We start from the raw sequence: 17917 nt of genomic DNA, 5'->3' as shown, positions 1-17917 counted from the left end.
TTGCGTTGCTTTCGCGAACCGGACGGTACCGTCGGGGCCTTGTGGTTCCTTCGCTTCGCGCGGGATAAACTCCGTTAAGCCCGCCCTGCCCGATTGCGTGATTCAGGTGGGCTTCAGGTGAGTTCCCGGCGGCAAGCGGGACCAGATCCCGGCGGCAAGCCGCCGGGATGACGTGGCTGATGGAGCCCCAGGTGCAGCGCGCCATCCCGTTACCAACCCTTCAAAACCTTTCAAAACCATAAGAACCTGAAAAACCCTAAGAACCTAGTCCTCGCTCCGCCCCTTCATGACTCCCGATTTCCACGCCGCCTGCAGCTGCTCGAATTCCTTTTCATCCTCCGCGGAAAGCGCCTTCCCGGCCAGTTTGCCCAGGTCGGGCTGGCCGGCATCGATCCAGGCGGTCAGCCAGAAGCAGGACACGGCGTAAATGGACTGCCGCATCCGGCGTTCCACCATGCCATTGAGGCGGTCGTTGTAGGCGCGGGCATAGGCGGAGGCATATTGCCGCACGAGCTTGCCCTTGCGCTCTTCCCAGCTCCACTTTTGCCCCTTGAATTCGGCGCCCAGGGCCCGCTCCAGCGCCAGCACGGTGTCGGCGGCCCGGCCGCTTTCGACCACGCGGTCCCAGATAAAATGGTCAGGGCGCTCGAGGTATTGCGCGGGGCCGGTGACGAAGTTCCAGCGACCCGGGGCCAGCAGCTCCGGCACGCGGCTCTCCCAAAGTCCGTGGATTCCCTCCTGCCCCGACAGCTGGCCGTTGTGGTTGCGGCTGGCATGCAGCGGCACGTGGGCATCGGCAATATAGTGGCCCAGCTCGGCCGACAGCTTCAGGATGCGCGCGGCGTCGCCGGCCTTGAAAGCTTCAGTGAGCCGCTTGTGCAGCAGCGGCACCCACCAGGGCACCACGCCATAGGCCTGCAATGTATCGGCGCCGTAACGTGCCCGGGCACTATCCCAGCGGCGCGGCAGCGCCTCGTAGGGCGGCGCGCCGTAGCGGTCTATGTCGATATAATGATGGGCGCCCTCGCCAGCTACGAGGTAGCGCCGCATGTCGGGGTCCACGGCATGCTCGGAGAGGTAGCGGATGTGCGGCTTGTAAAAGGCCAGCAGCCCGGGCGGCAGCCCGAACACGGCGTAGTAGTTAATGGTCTTATGCGCCCAGAAGCCCCAGCAGTGCGCAGGCAGGGCGGTAAGCAGGCTAGCCCATAGCAGCAGGGCCGTTTTGGTGTTGCGCATGGTCGTCGGGGTGGTGTTTTCCCTCCTCCACGTGCGTCACGCCACCGCTGATGGCAAACTTCATGGCATCCGTTGCATTGATGTTCGAAATGGGCCGTACGCGCGCCTCTGGAAGCAGGTAGACGTTACCCGCGATCGAGTACGACATCGGGATGTACACCGCCACGTAGTCTTCAAACCCGAAGTCGCGGGCATGGTCCTGCGTGATGAAGCCGATGCGCCACACATCGGTATCGTCGATGTTGGCGAGCACGGGACGGTTGAACTTCTTCTTCTCGCCGCCGAGCGCTTCGGTGAAATCCTTGACGGTGCTGTAAATAAAACGGATGCCGGGCGTTTTGCTCAGGAGCGAATCGAAGAGCGCGAACACACGGTTTCGGATAAAGAAGGTTGACAGGTAACCGATGAGGCACACCACCACGAGCACCAGCACAAAACCAAGCCCGTAGTTGCGGATCACCACCTGGCCGCCGGGCTGGCGCACCACGAAGATGGGGATGAGGTTGTCGATGGAATCGACCACCCAATACACCGCCCAGGCCGTGATGACCACCGGCGCGATGACGAGCAGCCCCTGCAGGAAATACTGAAACAGGCTGCCGACGCGAAAACGCTCTTTGGGCGGGTGCAGACGATCGTCCATGGGGCAAAGGTAGGGGCGCAGTTCATCCCGGAATATGAGGATTTCATCAAAAAATAATGGTTGGAAACTTTGGTTACGTAAATAGTTTCCATAGTTTTGCGCCCGTTATGGAACCCAAAGAACGCATTCTCGTCAAAGCGCACGAGCTGTTTAACCGCTACGGGATCCGCTCCGTATCCATGGACGATATCGCCGCCCAGACCGGTATGTCCAAGAAAACCCTGTACCTCTATTTCGCCGACAAGGAAGAACTCGTCAACGCGGTGTTCAGCCGCATCATGGAAGACAACAAGGCAGGCTGCTGCCAGTCGCAGGCTGTTGCCGACAATGCCATCCACGAGATCTTCCTCGCCTTCGACCGGGTGCAGGAAATGTTCAACACCATGAACCCCGCCGTGCTGTTCGACATGGAGAAATACCATGCCCCCACGTTCAGCAAGTTCAAGGCCTACCAGAACGAGTTTCTCTACGGCATGATCCGGAGCAACTTCGAACGGGGCATCGGGGAAGGGTTGTACCGGGAGGAGCTGGATGCCGACATCCTGACGCGCTACCGCATCGCCAGTATGATGATGGCCTTCAACCTGGACGTCTTCCCGATGAGCCGCACCAGCCTCTGGCAGGTAGAGTGGCAGCTGATGGAAGTGTTCCTCTACGGCATCGCTACCGCACGCGGGGAAAAGCTGATCGAAAAGTATAAGAAACAACGAATCAAAAAATAGAGAAGATGACACCAAAATTCGCTTTATGGCTGCTGCTGTCGCTGATCGGGTGCGCCTCCGGGCTCCGCGCCCAGCAGCGCTACGAGCTGACGGCTGCCGAAGCCGCCGACTTTGCCCGCAAGAACAGCGTGCAGGTGAAGAACGCGCTGCTCGACGTCCAGATCCAGCAACAGACCAACCGGGAGATCACCGCCAATGCCTACCCCCAGGTAAATGCCAATGCCGGCATCACCTACAACCCGCTCATCCTGGGCCAGCGCGTGCCCGACGTATTTACCCAAAGCGCCTACGGTGCCCTGGTGAAGGAAGGCGTGAAGGACGGGCAGGGCCGCCCCATCGTGATGCCGGAGATCGGCTACCTCGACTTCGCCTTCGGTGCCAAGTGGCAAAACAACGCCGGCGTGTCGCTGCAGCAGCTGCTCTTCGACGGACAGGTGTTCGTGGGCCTGCAAGCACGCCGCGCTTCCATGGAGTTTGCCCGGAAGGCCGTTGAAGTCACCGAGGAGAACATCCGCGCCAACGTATACAAGATCTACTACCAGCTGGCCGCCTCGCGCTACCAGCTCGCCATCATCGACGCCAATATCGTGCGCCTGCAGAAGTTTTCCTCCGACACCCGCAAGATTTACGAGGCCGGCTTTGCCGAAAAGCTCGACATCGACAAGGTGAACGTGCAGCTGACCAACCTGCAAACCGAACGCACGAAGGTGGTCAACATGGTCGACAATGGGTACCTCGGCCTCAAGCTGCTCATGGGCATGCCCCTCCGCGACACGCTCGTGCTCAAAGACACGGTGAGCCTCGAGCAGGTGCGCCAGGGCGTGCTCGAAGCCGGCCAGTATAAATACGAGGACCGCAAGGAATACCAGTATGCCCAGAAGGGACTCGAGCTGCGCCGCTACAACATCAAGCGCTACCAGTATACCTACTTTCCCACGGTGGCCCTGGCCTCCAACTACAGCCTGCTGCGCCAGAGCGACAAGTTTGGTTTCGGAGGCTCCTGGAGCAAGGGTGCTGCCGTAGGCCTCAACATCCAGGTGCCGATCTTCGACGGATTCGCCAAAGCGGCCCGCATCCAGCGCGCGCGCCTCGAGCTGCAGCGGTCGGAGAACGATGTGGAAGGACTCCGGCTCTCCATCGACCAGCAGGTGCTGACGGCGCAGAACAACTTCGCCAGCGCCCTCTCCACCCTCGACAACCAGAAGCGCAACATGGAGCTGGCCGATAAAGTATACAACCAGACCCGCAAGAAATACGAGATCGGCTCGGGCTCGCAAACCGAGATCACGGCGGCCGATGCCGACCTGCGCACCGCACAGTCGAATTACTACAACGCCCTATACGACGCCATCAACGCCCGCATCGAGCTGATGCGCGCTACTGGCAAACTGCAATAAACCACCACCTCAAAAAGAGCTACAATGAAAAGAATACTTTCCGCATTGGTACTGCTGCTGCTGCTCGCCTCCTGCGGCAACTCCAGCAAAGACAGCAACGCTTCCCTCAACGATAAGAAAGCCGAACTGGAAAAGCTCCGCGGCGAACAGAAAAAGCTGAGCGACAAGATCACCGCACTCGAAGCCGAGATCGCCAAGGCCGACCCCGCCGCTTCGGCCGCCACCGCGAAACTGGTAGCGGTGCAGCCCCTCAGCACCGACCACTTCACGCACTTCATCGAGCTACAGGGCCGCGTGGAGAGCAGCAACATTTCCTACGCCGCACCCCGCAACGGCGGCGGCCTGGTGAAGGCCGTCTATGTAACGCAGGGCCAGCCGGTGCGCAAGGGCCAGCTGCTGCTGAAGCTTGATGACGCCGTTCAGCGCACGCAGGTAGCCGCCGTGGAAGCGCAGCTCGCCACCGCCCGCGACCTTTATAACCGCCAGCAGCGCCTCTGGAAAGAAGAGATCGGTACCGAAGTGCAGCTGGTGCAGGCGCGCAGCGCCGTTACCGGCCTCGAAAAGCAGCTGGCCACCGCCCGTGAGGGAATGAGCATGAGCAACGTGTATGCAGAAACGAGCGGCATCGCCGATGAAGTGACCGTGCACGCCGGCGAAATGTTCGCCGCCAACCCGATGGGCCCGCACATCAAGATCGTCAACAACAGCGCCCTCAAGGTGACGGCCAACATCCCCGAAAACTACCTCCCCCGCGTGAAGCAGGGAACGCCGGTGCAGATCTACCTCCCCGACCTGAAGCGTACCCTCAACAGCAGCATCTCGGTGATCAGCCAGTCCATCAACGCCGACACGCGCGGCTTCGTGGTGGAAGCCCGCATCCCCGCCGACCCCGCGCTGAAGCCCAACCAGGTGGTGCAGGTAAAGATCCAGGACTACAACAACCCCAATGTGGTGACCGTGCCGCTCAACGTGGTGCAGAGCGACGAGAAGGGCAAGTACGTGTACGTACTGGCCAAGGAAGGCGCCAAATCCGTGGCCCGCAAGCGCGCCGTCATCGTAGGTGAATCTTACGGCGAGCGCGTCGAAGTGAAGAGCGGCCTCGCCTCCGGCGACCAGCTCATCACCGAAGGCTACCAGGAACTGTACGAAGGACAGGTGGTAGCGATCGCGAAGTAAAACGTGAGGCGTGAACCGTGAGTGCTTTCTGCTCACGCCTAACGCCTGACGGCTCACGGCTCACGACAACCAAAAGACTATTCAAATGAAGAAAATTATCGAAGGCGTCGGCAAGAAGTTCAAGCAGTTCCCGGTTACGAGCTGGGCGGTGGACAACCGGACCGTCGTCTATATTCTCGCCATTCTCATCTCGGCATATGGCCTCATGAAATTCATGACCATGCCGAAGGAGCAGTTTCCCGACATCGTGGTACCCACCATCTCGGTGATCACGGTGCACGTGGGCAACTCGCCCAACGACATCGAGAACCTCGTGACGCGCCCCATCGAAAAGCAGATCAAGTCGATCTCGGGCGCCAAGGTGAACAAGGTCAATTCGATCTCGCAGCAGGACTACTCGCTCATCACCGTGGAGTTCGACACCGACGTGAAGACCGACATCGCGAAGCAAAAGGTGAAGGACGCCGTGGACAAGGCCCGCAGCGACCTGCCCACCGACCTTACGCAGGAACCCGACGTACAGGAATTCTCCTTTTCGGAGATGCCCATCATGTACCTCAACATCTCGGGCAACTACGACGCCGTGAAGCTGAAGCAGTATGCCGACGACATCCAGGACCGCGTGGAAGAATTGAAGGAGATCACCCGCGCTGACATCGTGGGTGCGCCCGAGCGCGAGATCCAGGTGAACGTGGACCCCTATAAGATGCAGGCCGCCCGCATCACCTTCAACGACATCGACAACGCCATCAAGTACGAGAACAACAACATCTCCGGCGGACAGATCGAAGTAGGCACCATGCGCCGCACGCTGCGCGTGAAGGGCCAGTTCGACGCCGCCCTCGACCTGCGCGACGTGGTGGTGAAGAACACCGCAGGCGCGCCCATCTACCTCCGCGACATCGCCGAGATCCGCGATACGGTAAAGGAAAAAGAATCCTACGCCCGCCTCGACGGCAAGCCCGTGATTACCATCAACATCGTAAAGCGCTCCGGCGAAAACCTCATCGACGCCGCCGACAAGGTGAAAGGCGTCATCGCCGAAATGCAAAAGACCGGCGAGCTGCCCCCCGACCTCCGCGCGGTATTCACCGGCGACATGTCGAAGCAGACGAAGACCTCCTTCAACGAGCTCGTGAACACCATCATCATCGGCTTCATCCTCGTGCTGCTGGTGCTGATGTTCTTCATGGGCGTTACCAACGCCTTCTTCGTAGCGCTCTCGGTGCCCCTGTCGGTGTTCGTGGCCTTTCTCTTTTTACCGATCGCCGACGGTATTATCGGCAGCAGCGTGACGCTCAACTTCATCGTGCTCTTTGCGCTGCTCTTCGGACTCGGGATCATCGTAGACGACGCCATCGTGGTGATCGAGAACACGCACCGCATCTATGCCAATGGCAAAGTGCCGATCGTGCGCTCCGCCAAGGAAGCCGCGGGCGAAGTGTGGATCCCCGTGCTGGCCGGTACGGCCACGACGCTGGCGCCCTTCTTCCCGCTGCTGTTCTGGAAGGGACTGATCGGCAAGTTCATGATCTACCTGCCCACGATGCTGATCCTGACACTGGCTGCTTCGCTCATCGTTGCCTTCGTGTTCAACCCGGTATTTGCCGTTTCGTTCATGAAGCCCGAAGGACGCGAATACGAGTCGCCGAAAAAGATGCTGTTCCGCCGCCCTGTATTCTGGTGCGCGATCGCCTTCGGCGTCCTGTTCAACCTCGCCGGCTGGCACGGCTTCGGCAACTTCCTCCTGTTTATGGCGGCCCTGTCGATCCTCAACGTGTTCGTACTGCGCGACATCATTCACTATTTCCAGGAAACAGCCCTGCCGCGCCTGATGAACCGCTACGAAAAGCTGCTCCGCTGGGTGCTGGTGGGCCGCCGCCCGGTGTGGCTGCTGGTGGGCATGTTCCTGCTGTTCCCGATCTCGCTGATGATGCTCATCGCGCGCGGCAACGGTTCTACCTTCTTCCCCAGCGGCGACCCCAACTTCGTATACACGTATGTGAAGCTGCCCGTGGGCACCGACGTCAAATACACCGACTCCATCACCCAGGTGCTCGAGCGGCGCATTTATAAAGTGCTGGAAAAAGAAAAGCCCGGCACCGAAGGCTCCATCGTGGAGAGCGTCATCGCCAACGTGGCCGTGAGCGCCGGCGACCCCAACGACATCAACCGCTCGGTGCAGTCCAACCTGGGCCGCGTGCAGGTATCGTTCGTGGAATTTGAAAAACGCCACGGCAAGCGCACAAAACCCATCCTGGACGATATCCGCGCGGCGGTGCAGGGCATCCCCGGTGCCGAGGTGACCGTAAGCCAGGAAAACGGCGGCCCCCCGACCGACCCGCCGGTGAACGTGGAAGTGATCGGCGACAACTTCAACGAGATCGCCCGCGTGGCCACCGACATCCGCAATTTTATCGACACGAACCGCGTGCCCGGCATCGAGCACCTCCGCACCGACGTAGACCTGAACAACCCGGAGATCTCCGTGGTGATCGACCGCGAGCGGGCCATGGCGGAAGGCATCAGCACCGCACAGATCGGTATGGAACTGCGCACGGCGGTGTTCGGCCGCGAAGTGAGCAAGCTGAAACAGGGCGAGGATGAATACAAGATCCAGCTCCGCACCAGCGACATGGTACGCAGCAACATCACCGACCTGATGAGCATGCGCCTCACCTTCCGCGACTTCACCACGGGCGCCATCAAGCAGATCCCGCTCAGCGCCGTGGCGCATACCGACAACACCAACACCACCGGCGGCATCCGGCGTAAGAACCTGAAGCGCACGATCCAGCTGCAGTCCAACGTGCTGGTGGAAAGTGAAACGCAGAAGATCAACGACGCCCTCGCCCTCAAGCTCGACGAGTTCAAGCGCAAGTACAAGGTGCCCTCCACGGTGACCGTGCGCCAGAGCGGCGTGAGCGAGCAGCAGGCCGAAACGCTGGTGTTCCTCCGCAACGCGCTCATCTACGCGCTGCTCATCATCTTCCTCATCCTGGTGCTGCAGTTCAACTCGATGTCGAAGCCCTTCATCGTACTCACGGAGATCTTCTTCTCCATCATCGGGGTGTTCATCGGCTACGCGCTGACGGGCATGACGATGGCGATGATCATGCTCGGCGTGGGCATCGTAGGCCTTGCGGGGATCGTGGTGAAGAACGGCATCCTGCTCATCGAATTCACCGACGAGCTGCGCGGCCGCGGGATGCGCACGCGCGAAGCCGCGATCCAGGCCGGAAAGATCCGCATCATCCCGGTGCTGCTGACGGCGCTGGCCACCATGCTGGGCCTCCTGCCGCTGGCTGTGGGCTTCAACATCGACTTCGTACGGATGTTCACCGAGCTGAACCCGAACATCTTCTTCGGCGGCGACTCCGTGGTGTTCTGGGGACCGCTTTCCTGGACAATTATCTTCGGCCTTATCTTCGCGTTCTTCCTGACGCTGGTGATGGTGCCGAGCATGTACCTCATGTCGGAGCGCCTGCGCCGCCCGATGGAGCGTTTTTACGGAACAAAGTTCGTAGCCCTGCTGGGCTTCCTCGGACCGCTGTTCTTCGTGCTGGTCGGCTTTATGTTCGCCGTGCGCCGCCTCCAGGGCCGCAGGGTGTGGATGGGCCGCCAACGCTACACAGCCCCGGTAAAAGAATTGGCGACTGAAGTTTAAGGAAGGACATTTCTCTTAGTATGGCAGCGGTCCCGGTGTAATAGCCGGGACCGCTTTTTTGTGCGTAACGAAATCCCCGCGGCGTCCCATGCGTCGAGGGCCGCAGCGGGCTCTTGCCGGCATCGTTAAACGAAAGACGTACGGCGGAGCGGTGCATAGTAATTGTGGTAAAAAAGACTTACCCCGCACAAAACCAAGGGCTTCCTTTTCCCGTAACTCCCGTTGTAACCCCGATTATCAACCCATAAACCATACAGTATGGATCCGCAAAACACGGCCCCCGGGCCGATCGCTACCCCTTTGCATGCCCCCATGCAGCGACGCAACTTCCTCCTCTACTCCGGCGCCGCGGCTGCCGCGATGATCTTCGGCCAGGCCTGTAAGAAAGACGACGACCCGGTGGTCATGGAAAACGCCGTTAACCTGGGCTCCGGCGACACGGGTGTGCTCAACTACGCCTATGCCCTCGAGCAACTCGAAGCGGCCTTCTACACGCAGGTCATGGCCACGCCTTTCTCCGGTATGACCGCCCTGGAGTCGGAATACCTCCGCGACATCCGCGACCACGAGATCGCGCACCGCGACTTCTTCAAGGCGGCCCTCGGCTCCAATGCGATCCAGAACCTGGAAGTCAACTTCAGCGCGATCAACTTCAGCAGCCGCGACTCGGTGCTCAGCACCGCCAAAGCGTTTGAAGACCTGGGCGTATCGGCCTACAACGGCGCCGGCAAGCTGCTCACCAGCGCCGACTTCCTTACCCTCGCGGGCAAGATCGTTTCGGTGGAAGCCCGACACGCCGCGCTCATCCGCGACCTCATCGCCAACGGCTCCTTCGCCAACAGTGAAGTGATCGACGCCAACGGCCTCGACAAGGCCCGCACGCCCGCCGAAGTGCTTGCCATCGCCGGCGCGTATGTGCGCACGCCGCTCAACGCCAACAATCTCCCCACGAATTAAAACAGACAGTCATGAACCTGCAGAATATCTTCAACGAGATCGAAAAAACGGATCCCGAGGTGTACGAGCGCGTGGACACGCGCCGCGGGGCCATGCAGCGCTTTGCCACCCTCGGCAAGACGCTTGCGCTCGCCGCCATCCCCACGGCCCTCGGCAGCCTGCTCAATAAGGCTTACGGACAAAACAACAGCGCGATCGTAGACGTGCTCAACTTCGCCCTCAAGCTCGAGTACCTCGAAGCCGAATTCTATACCCGCGGCGTGGCCGCTTCGGGACTCATTCCCGCCGGCGCGGCCACCGGGGCCATAACCACGATCCGCGATCACGAAAATGCACACGTCAACTTCTTAAAGACTGCCATACAGCAGCTGGGCGGCACGGCCATCAACCGCCCCAACTTCGACTTTTCGGCCGGCGGCGGCTCGGGCACGGGACCGCTGGGCAACAACACGTTTACCAACTACGCCGTGTTCCTGGCCGTTGCCCAAACCTTTGAAGACACCGGTGTGCGTGCCTACAAAGGACAGGCGCCCAACCTGATCAGCAACAACGACGTGCTCACCGCGGCGCTCAACATCCACTCGGTGGAGGCCCGCCATGCGTCGCACATCCGCCAGATGCGCCGCGCCAACGGCATGCTCGTTACCGGCACGCCCAAACCCTGGATCACGCTCAACCAAAGCAATATCGACACCGGCAACGCGTCGCTCAACAACGCCATCCAGCAGTCGTACAACGGCGAGGAGCTGACCACGCAGGCCACGGTCAACATCGTTACCTCGGCCATCAGCGCCGACCGCGCCTCCGAGGCTTTCGACGAGCCGCTGACGATGCAGCAGGTAGTCACGATCGTGACGCCGTTCTTCGCACCGTGATCGTGAAGCGTCAGCCGTCAGCCGTGAGCGCTGACGCCAGATAAAAAGGCTGCCAATGGCAGCCTTTTATTCCAGTGTAACTTCCCGGTGTGCCGGGCTCACGGCTGACGGCTCACGCTTCACGTCCTCAACGCATATTTCCTTCCGGAGGGTGATCGCCCGTTCCCTGCTTTTTCGAGTTCGAAAGCAGCCACATCACCACTATCGCGACAACGATGAGCCCTATGGCAAATGGTATCATGGTAAAAGATTTGGGGAAGGGCGACACAAACCACACCAAAAGAAGATGTCTGATTTCGGATTTCAGATTTCAGATTCAATACATGGAGCTAGCCCTGAGCTCAAATCCTAAATCCGACATCTGAGATCTGAAATCTCAGGTTGCCTTGCCCTTTCGCTCCCAGTGATCCTTGATCAGCTGGCCTTCGCGGTCGTATTTAAGCGTGCGGGCAAAGCGGTCGCCGCGGATGCTGCCGTGCGGGTCGGCCCTGCCGATAAACGCCTGGATCGCGTTGCCCAGCTCGTCGGTGTTGACGAGGATGTCGTAGCCCGCCGCTTTCAGCTGCCGTGTTTCCGAGGGTGCGAATTTCTTATTGAGCTCCTTTAGCAGGCGCTCACCGAGTTTCCTATGCTTCATCACAGAAATGCAGACAAAAAGAATGCCTCCGGATCGTGAGCCGTGAACCGTGAGCCGTGAGCAATTAAAAAGCCGCCCCATGCGGGACGGCTTTTTATAGCCTTTTTCTATTCCCCACCCTTTCAGGGAGGGGTTAGGGGTGGGGCCTAGAACTCTTTCTTCTCCCCTACGCGCTTACCGTCGGCGTCGAGCTCCACTACTTCGTAGCCGAGCTTCTTCACTTTCTCCAGCACCTTGGCCTTGTCACCAACGAGAAGCACGTTGAGCTTCTCCGGCTGGATCATTTTTTTGGCCACCTTGCTGAGGTCTTCGCGGCTGATGGTCTTGAGGATCTTGTTCTGCTGCTCGGTGTAGTTGCCGGGCAGGTTGTATTCGAGCACGCGGCTGATGAACTGGGCCTTCTGGGCCGGCGTTTCGTAGCGCAGGGCGTCGAACTGGCCGATGGCGTCCTTCATAAAGGCCACTTCTTCGGCGTTCGGGCCTTCGGCCACGTACTTGTTCACGTCCTTCATGATCTCGAACAGGGCGCTGTCGGTAGCGTCGGCACGGATGCCGGCGGCGAAGCGGAACTCACCACCTACCTGGCTGCCGGTGAAGGAGGAGTTGGCACCATAGGTCCAGCCCTTGTCTTCACGGAGGTTCAGGTTGAGACGGCTGTTGAAGTTGCCGCCGAGGGCGTAGTTGGCCAGCACCGAGCGGTAGTAGTCGCCGGTAGCGTCCCACTTCATGCCGGTAGCGTAGCCCACGCGGAACTCGGTCTGCGCACCCTTCGGCACGTCTACGAGGTACACCTGTGTTTTAGCCACGGGCTGTGCCGGGGGCACGGGCGCGAGCGTTACTTTCTTGTTGGGCAGGTTCTTCAGGAAGCCCATCTTGGCTTCGGCTTCGGCCTGCTTGATGTCGCCGACCACCACCAGGCGGGCGCCCTGCGAGGTGATGTAGTTGTTGTAGTAGTTCTCTACGTCTTTCAGCTCGATGTTCTTCACCGTCTCTTCCGTGCCGTTCTGGCTGATGCCGAGCACGTGGTTGGGACCGTAGTTCACTTTCGCGAATACGGCATCGGCGATGGCGGCGGGCTGCGACTTCATTTGCTTGAAGGCCTGCAGGCGCTGGTTCTTGATGCGGTTGAAGGCGGCTTCGGTAAAGTTGGGACGGAAGAGGCGCTCCTGCAGGAGGGTCAGCACGGGGTCGAGGTTCTTCTTCAGCGTCTGCACGGTAAAGGTGATGCCGTTGAGACCGCTCGACACGTTGAGGGAAGCACCCAGCTTGGACAGCTCCTGGCTGATCTGCTCGGCGCTGTGGTCTTTCGTGTCTTCATTCATCATGGCGGCGAAGAGCGAAGCCGTACCTGCTTTCGACAGGTCGTTGGCTGCCGTCAGGTGACCGCCGGGGATGAACAGCGATACCACCACCGTGGGCACTTCGCTGTTCTCGGTGCCGATGATGCGCAGGCCGTTGGGCGCGTCTTTCTTCCAGAAAGCCGGAACCTTCACCACGGGCGCGGGGCCGGCGGCGGGGATCTTGGCGCGGTCGAAATTATCCTTGGCCTTGTTGTACTTCAGGCCGGCATAGCCATAGTCGGGCTTGCTGTAGTTGCTCGAGTCGATCTTGTAGTTCGGCTCGGCGGCAACCAGCTGCTCCTGGCCTTTGGGCACCACGCTCAGGATCACGGCGCCTTTGCCTTTGATGTACTGGCGGTATACGCGCAGCACGTCTTCCTTCGTCAGCTTGCGGATCTCGGACAGTTCCTCGCCGATCTTGTTGGGATTGCCGGTGAAGGTCTGGTAGGAAGCCAGGCGGCTTACTTTACCCGAAACGCTCTGGAGGCCGTTGATCATCTGCGACTCCTGCGCGCCTTTGAACTTGGTGATGTCTTCGTCGGTCACGCCACGCACTTCAAACGAGTCGAAGGCGGCGCGTACGAGCTTCTCCATGTCGGCAAGCGACTTGCCGGGGGCGGGCACGAGGTCGAATTCGAATTCGCCGGCGAGCTCGGAGTTGCTGTGGAAGGCAGTCGCCTGGAGCGCCAGCTGCTTCTTCACCGCGGTCTGGTACAGCACCGAGTTCTTGCCCTGGCCGAGGATCTCGGCGAGGCAGTCAAGGGCGACCATGTCGGGGTGGTAGTTGGGTACCGTGGGCAGGCTGTAATAGAAGCGGGGCAGGCGGGCGTAGTTGTCCACCATCGACACGTAGCGGTCTTTGTCCACCACTACGGCGGGCACCTTCACCGGCGTCACTTCGGGTCCGCGGGGGATGCTACCGAAATATTTCTCGACCAGCTTCACCACTTCGGCGGGCTTCACGTCGCCACCAACCGAAACGGTCGCGTTGTTGGGACCGTACCAGCGGAGGAAGAAGTTCTTCAGGTCGTCCGCGTTGGAGCGGTTCAGGTCTTCGAGGTAACCGATGGTCATCCAGCTGTAGGGGTGGCCATAGGGATAGAGGTTGCGGGAGATGGTCTCGTTGGCGAGGCCATAGGGACGGTTGTCGTAGTTCTGGCCGCGCTCGTTCTTAACGGTGGAGCGCTGTACTTCGAACTTCTTCTGCGTCACGGCATCGAGCAGGAAGCCCATGCGGTCCGACTCCAGCCACAGCATTTTTTCGAGCTGGTTGGAGGGAACGGTTTCGAAGTAGTTGGTGCGGTCCTGGTTGGTGGTACCGTTGAGGGTACCGCCGGCAGCCTGCACGAGCTTGAAGTGCTGTTCGTCGGCCACGTGGTCGGAGCCCTGGAACATCATGTGCTCGAAGAAGTGGGCGAAGCCGCTCTTGCCGATCTCTTCACGGGCAGAACCCACGTGGTAGGTTACGTCCACGTGCACCACGGGATCGCTGTGGTCTTCGTGCACCAGCACCGTGAGGCCGTTGGGCAGCACATACTTCTCATAAGGGATCACGAGCTCCGAGCCCGTCTTCGTGACCTTCTCTACCAGCTTTGCCTGTGCGCGCACCGCCCCGGCGAAGAGCAGCATCGAACCGGCAAGCACCAGTACATTACGTTTGATCATTATCAAAGGGATTTTAGTTTTGATATAAGGGGCGTAAAATACAGCATTCCCCCCGGCTGAGCCTACCACTTATCAAGAAAAAACGGCATTTGTTGGAAAGGGGGAGGGTTTAGGGGGGTTCATGAAGGTTCCGGAAGGTTTAGGAAGGTTTAGGAGGTTGGCTGGCGGCAGCGACGGATAGTTCGAGATGAGATCCCGGCGGCAAGCGCCGGGATGACGTTGCTTCGGGGCGGGAAAGGTTGGCGGGGCCCCATCCGCCTGCCGCCGCTCCCCGTGGGAAATGCTCCTATGGGGTTTACGGGATGACGGTGCGCGCACCGTCATCCCGTTCGCCTGCGAACGGGACCTCGTCCCGCAAACGACCCCTGCCTGCGAACGGGACCCCGTCCTGCGAACGGAACCTCGTCCCGCAAACGGACCGAGCCTGCGCCCAGCTCCCCGCAAGGACGGACGTAAGGCACACCTCGCTCCCCTAAAAAAGGCCGCGCCATTCATGGCGCGGCCTTTTGCGAAGAATTTGTAACCTCCTCCCTCTGAGGGGTTTGGGGAGGCTAGAACTCCTTCTTCTCCCCCACCTTCTTCCCATCCACATCCAGCTCCACCACCTCGTACCCCAGCTTCTTCACGTTCTCCAGCACGCGGGCTTTGTCGCCCACGAGGAGGATGTTGAACTGGTTCGGCTGGATGCGCTGCTGCGCCACGCGCTTCAGTTCGTCTTTGCTGATGGTATTGAGGATCCGGCTTTGTTGCTCGGTGTAGTTGGCCGGCAGGTTGTATTCGAGGATGCGGCTGATGAACTCGAGCTTCTGCCCCGGCGTTTCGTAGCGCTGCGCTTCGGCCTGGCCGAGGGCATCGCGGAGGAAGGCCACGTCGGCGTCGGTAGGACCGTTGGTCACGTAGCCGTTCACGTCTTTCATCAGCTCCAGCAGCGCGCTGTCGGTCACGTCGGCGCGGATGCCCGAGGCGAAGCGGAAGTCGCCGCCGTAGCGGTTGCCGCTGAAGCGCGAGGAGGCGCCGTAGGTCCAGCCCTTGTCTTCCCGCAGGTTCTGGTTGAGGCGGCTGCTGAAGTTGCCACCGAGCGTGTAGTTGGCCAGCACCGAGCGGTAGTAGTCGCCCGTAGCGTCCCAGGGGCGGCCGGTGGCGTAGCCCACGCGGAACTCGGTCTGCGCACCCTTTGGCACGTCCACGAGGTACACCTGCGTTTTGGCTACCGGCTGCGCGGGCGGCGGCACCGGTAGGGTCACTTTCCTGTTGGGCAATTGCTTGAGGAAGGCCAGCTTCGCCTCCACTTCCGGCTGCTTGATGTCGCCCACCACCACGAGGCGCGCGCCCTGCGAAGTGATGTAGTTGTTGTAATACGCCTCGATGTCTTTCAGCTCGATATTCTTCACGGTCTCTTCGGTGCCCTGCTGGCTGATGCCGAAGATGTGGTCGGGGCCGTAGTTCACTTTGGCAAACACCACGTCGGCGATGGCCGCGGGCTGCGACTTCATCTGCTTGAAGCCCTGGATCCGCTGGTTCTTGATGCGGTTGAAAGCGGCTTCGGTAAAGTTGGGACGGAACAAGCGCTCCTGCAGGATCGCCAGCACGGGGTCGAGGTTCTTCTTCAGGCTTTGCACCGTGATGGTCACGCCATCGGTACCGCTCGACACGAACAGCGAGGCGCCCAGCCTGGCCAGCTCCTGGCTGATCTGCTCGGCACTGTGGTCTTTCGTGTCTTCGTTCATCATCGCCGCAAACAGCGAGGCGAGGCCGGCTTTCGACTTATCGGCGGCCGACGCAAGGTGCCCGCCGGGGAGGTAGAGCGAGATGGCCACCGTGGGCGTCTCGTCGTTGAAGGTGCCGATCGTGCGGAGACCGCCGGCCCAATCCTTTTTCCAGAACGGCGGCGCCTTCACCGGCGGCACAGTGCCGGCGGCGGGCATCGTGGCGCGGTTAAACGCGTCTTTCGCCTTTACATATTTGAGACCCGCATAGCCGTAGTCGGGCTTGTCGTAGCGGCTCGAATCGATGGTGAAATTGGGCTCGTGCGCCAGCATACTTTCCTGTCCTTTCGGAACGACGCTCAGGATCACGGCGCCTTTGCCCTTGATGTACTGGCGGTACACGCGCAGCACGTCTTCCTTTGTCAGCTTGCGGATCTCGGCGAGTTCCTCGGCGATCTTGTTGGGATTGCCCGTGAAGGTCTGGTACGACGCGAGCTGCGTCACCTTGCCCTGCACGCTCTGCAGGCCGTTGATCATCTGCGATTCCTGCGCGCCCTTGAACTTGGCGATGTCGGCGTCGGTCACGCCGCGCAGCTCGAAGGAATCGAGGGCGGCGCGCACGAGGGCTTCCATGTCGGCGAGGGTCTTGCCGGCGGCGGGCACCACGTCGAAGCGGAAGAAGCCCGCGAGCTCGGAGTTGCTGTGGAAGGCGGCCGCCTGGAGCGCCAGCTGCTTCTTCACCATCGTTTGATAGAGCACCGAGTTCTTGCCCTGGCCGAGGATCTCGGCCAGGCAGTCGAGCGCCACCATGTCGGGGTGGTACAGCGGCACGGTGGGCTGCGTCATATAGAGGCGCGGTAGGCGGGCGTAGTTGTCCACGTGGGTGGCGTAGCGGTCGGTGGGCACGGACACGGCCGGCACCTTTACCGGGCTCACCTCGGGGCCGCGGGGGATGTTGCCGAAGTATTTGTCTACGAGCTTCAGCACCTCGGCCGGATTCACGTCGCCGCCGATGGTGAGCGTGGCGTTGTTGGGACCGTACCAGCGCAGGAAGAAGTTCTTGAGGTCTTCGGCGTTGGAGCGGTCGAGGTCTTCGAGGTAGCCGATGGTCATCCAGCTGTAGGGGTGGCCGTAGGGATAGAGGTTCTTGGACACTACCTCGTTGGCGAGGCCGTAGGGCGCGTTGTCGTAGCGCTGGCCGCGCTCGTTCTTCACCGTGGCGCGCTGCACCTCGAAGCGCTTCTGCGTCACGGCATCGAGCAGGAAGCCCATGCGGTCGGCCTCCAGCCACATCGCCTGCTCCAGCTTATTGGGCGGCACCGTTTCGTAGTAGTTGGTGCGGTCGGTGTTGGTGGAGCCGTTGTTGTCGGGCAGCAGCTTGTCGAAGGTGCCCTTGGGCGCGTGCTCGGAGCCTTCGAACATCATGTGCTCGAAGAAGTGGGCGAAGCCGCTCTTGCCGATCTCCTCGCGCGAGGAGCCCACGTGGTAGGTCATGTCTACGTGCACCACGGGATCGCTGTGGTCTTCGTGCACGATGACGGTGAGGCCGTTGGGCAGCACGTACTTTTCGTAGGGGATGACGAGCTCCGATCCTTTACGGGTTACTTTTTCAACGAGGCGGGCCTGGCTCCAGGCGCCGCCGCCGGCGAGCAGCAGGGTGCCGGCCAGCAGCCAATGGTTGTATTTCATGCAGAACGATTTAGCGGGTTGGCCACTAATGTAGGTTTTTCGGGCGGCTCCCGCACGCCGCTCATCCAGAAAGGGCCGCTGCTGGGAATCTTCCTGTAATTTCACCCTTGGCGTGAGGCGTGAGGCGTGAGGCGTGAGGCGTGAGGCGTGAGGCGTGAGGCGTGAGGCGTGAGGCGTGAAGCGTGAAGCGTGAGGCGTGAGGCGTGA

General features: G+C 60.7%; 11 protein-coding genes. 6 read left to right on the top strand and 5 right to left on the bottom strand.

The genetic code is table 11. The features are described from left to right. Positions 1–264 precede the first annotated feature (264 nt). Together E0486_RS13250 and E0486_RS13245 are read right to left on the bottom strand one after the other, a co-directional pair. Positions 265–1236, bottom strand: coding sequence for a zinc dependent phospholipase C family protein (locus tag E0486_RS13250; protein WP_131852659.1), 972 nt, complete (start codon positions 1234–1236; stop codon positions 265–267). Further along, entirely contained in the window at positions 1199–1879 is a 681-nt protein-coding gene (locus E0486_RS13245) for a DUF502 domain-containing protein (protein ID WP_131852658.1), read from the bottom strand. The genes E0486_RS13250 and E0486_RS13245 overlap by 38 nt, the downstream gene beginning before the upstream one ends. A 107-nt stretch (positions 1880–1986) precedes the next feature. On the opposite strand from E0486_RS13245, the gene E0486_RS13240 reads away from it, so the two are divergent. The 6 genes from E0486_RS13240 to E0486_RS13215 all read left to right on the top strand — a co-directional run bounded on the left by E0486_RS13240 (position 1987) and on the right by E0486_RS13215 (position 10673). Beyond that, positions 1987–2601 (top strand): TetR/AcrR family transcriptional regulator, encoded by a 615-nt coding sequence (locus E0486_RS13240; protein ID WP_165917328.1) that lies wholly within the window; start codon positions 1987–1989, stop codon positions 2599–2601. 5 nt (positions 2602–2606) lie between these two features. Beyond that, a complete protein-coding gene (locus E0486_RS13235; protein WP_131852656.1) occupies positions 2607–3998 on the top strand; it encodes a TolC family protein in 1392 nt (463 codons plus the stop codon). Between the two features lie 24 nt (positions 3999–4022). After that, entirely contained in the window at positions 4023–5174 is a 1152-nt protein-coding gene (locus E0486_RS13230; RefSeq protein WP_131852655.1) for an efflux RND transporter periplasmic adaptor subunit, read from the top strand. An 85-nt stretch (positions 5175–5259) separates the two neighbouring features. Continuing rightward, positions 5260–8841, top strand: coding sequence for an efflux RND transporter permease subunit (locus E0486_RS13225; RefSeq protein ID WP_131852654.1), 3582 nt, complete (start codon positions 5260–5262; stop codon positions 8839–8841). A 258-nt stretch (positions 8842–9099) separates the two neighbouring features. Then, positions 9100–9798, top strand: a complete 699-nt coding sequence (locus E0486_RS13220; protein ID WP_131852653.1) for a ferritin-like domain-containing protein — start codon at positions 9100–9102, stop codon at positions 9796–9798. 11 nt (positions 9799–9809) lie between these two features. After that, complete coding sequence (locus E0486_RS13215; protein ID WP_131852652.1) at positions 9810–10673, top strand: ferritin-like domain-containing protein; 864 nt, start codon at positions 9810–9812, stop codon at positions 10671–10673. 376 nt (positions 10674–11049) lie between these two features. On the opposite strand, the gene E0486_RS13210 is transcribed toward E0486_RS13215, so the two are convergent. The 3 genes from E0486_RS13210 to E0486_RS13200 all read right to left on the bottom strand — a co-directional run bounded on the left by E0486_RS13210 (position 11050) and on the right by E0486_RS13200 (position 17710). After that, positions 11050–11310: a hypothetical protein gene (locus tag E0486_RS13210; protein WP_131852651.1), complete on the bottom strand. Its 261-nt coding sequence runs from the start codon at positions 11308–11310 to the stop codon at positions 11050–11052. A 146-nt stretch (positions 11311–11456) separates the two neighbouring features. Further along, the gene (locus E0486_RS13205; RefSeq protein ID WP_131852650.1) at positions 11457–14315 is read right to left on the bottom strand and encodes a M16 family metallopeptidase; all 2859 of its coding nucleotides are present in this window, start codon (positions 14313–14315) and stop codon (positions 11457–11459) included. A 551-nt stretch (positions 14316–14866) separates the two neighbouring features. Then, positions 14867–17710 carry a M16 family metallopeptidase gene (locus E0486_RS13200; RefSeq protein WP_131852690.1) on the bottom strand — a complete coding sequence of 948 codons (2844 nt, stop codon included), beginning with the start codon at positions 17708–17710 and terminating at the stop codon, positions 14867–14869. Positions 17711–17917 lie beyond the last annotated feature (207 nt).

The organism is Flaviaesturariibacter aridisoli (assembly GCF_004343705.1).
Taxonomy (GTDB): Bacteria; Bacteroidota; Bacteroidia; order Chitinophagales; family Chitinophagaceae; genus Flavisolibacter; species Flavisolibacter aridisoli.
This window is presented reverse-complemented; position numbering and strand designations above follow the sequence as displayed.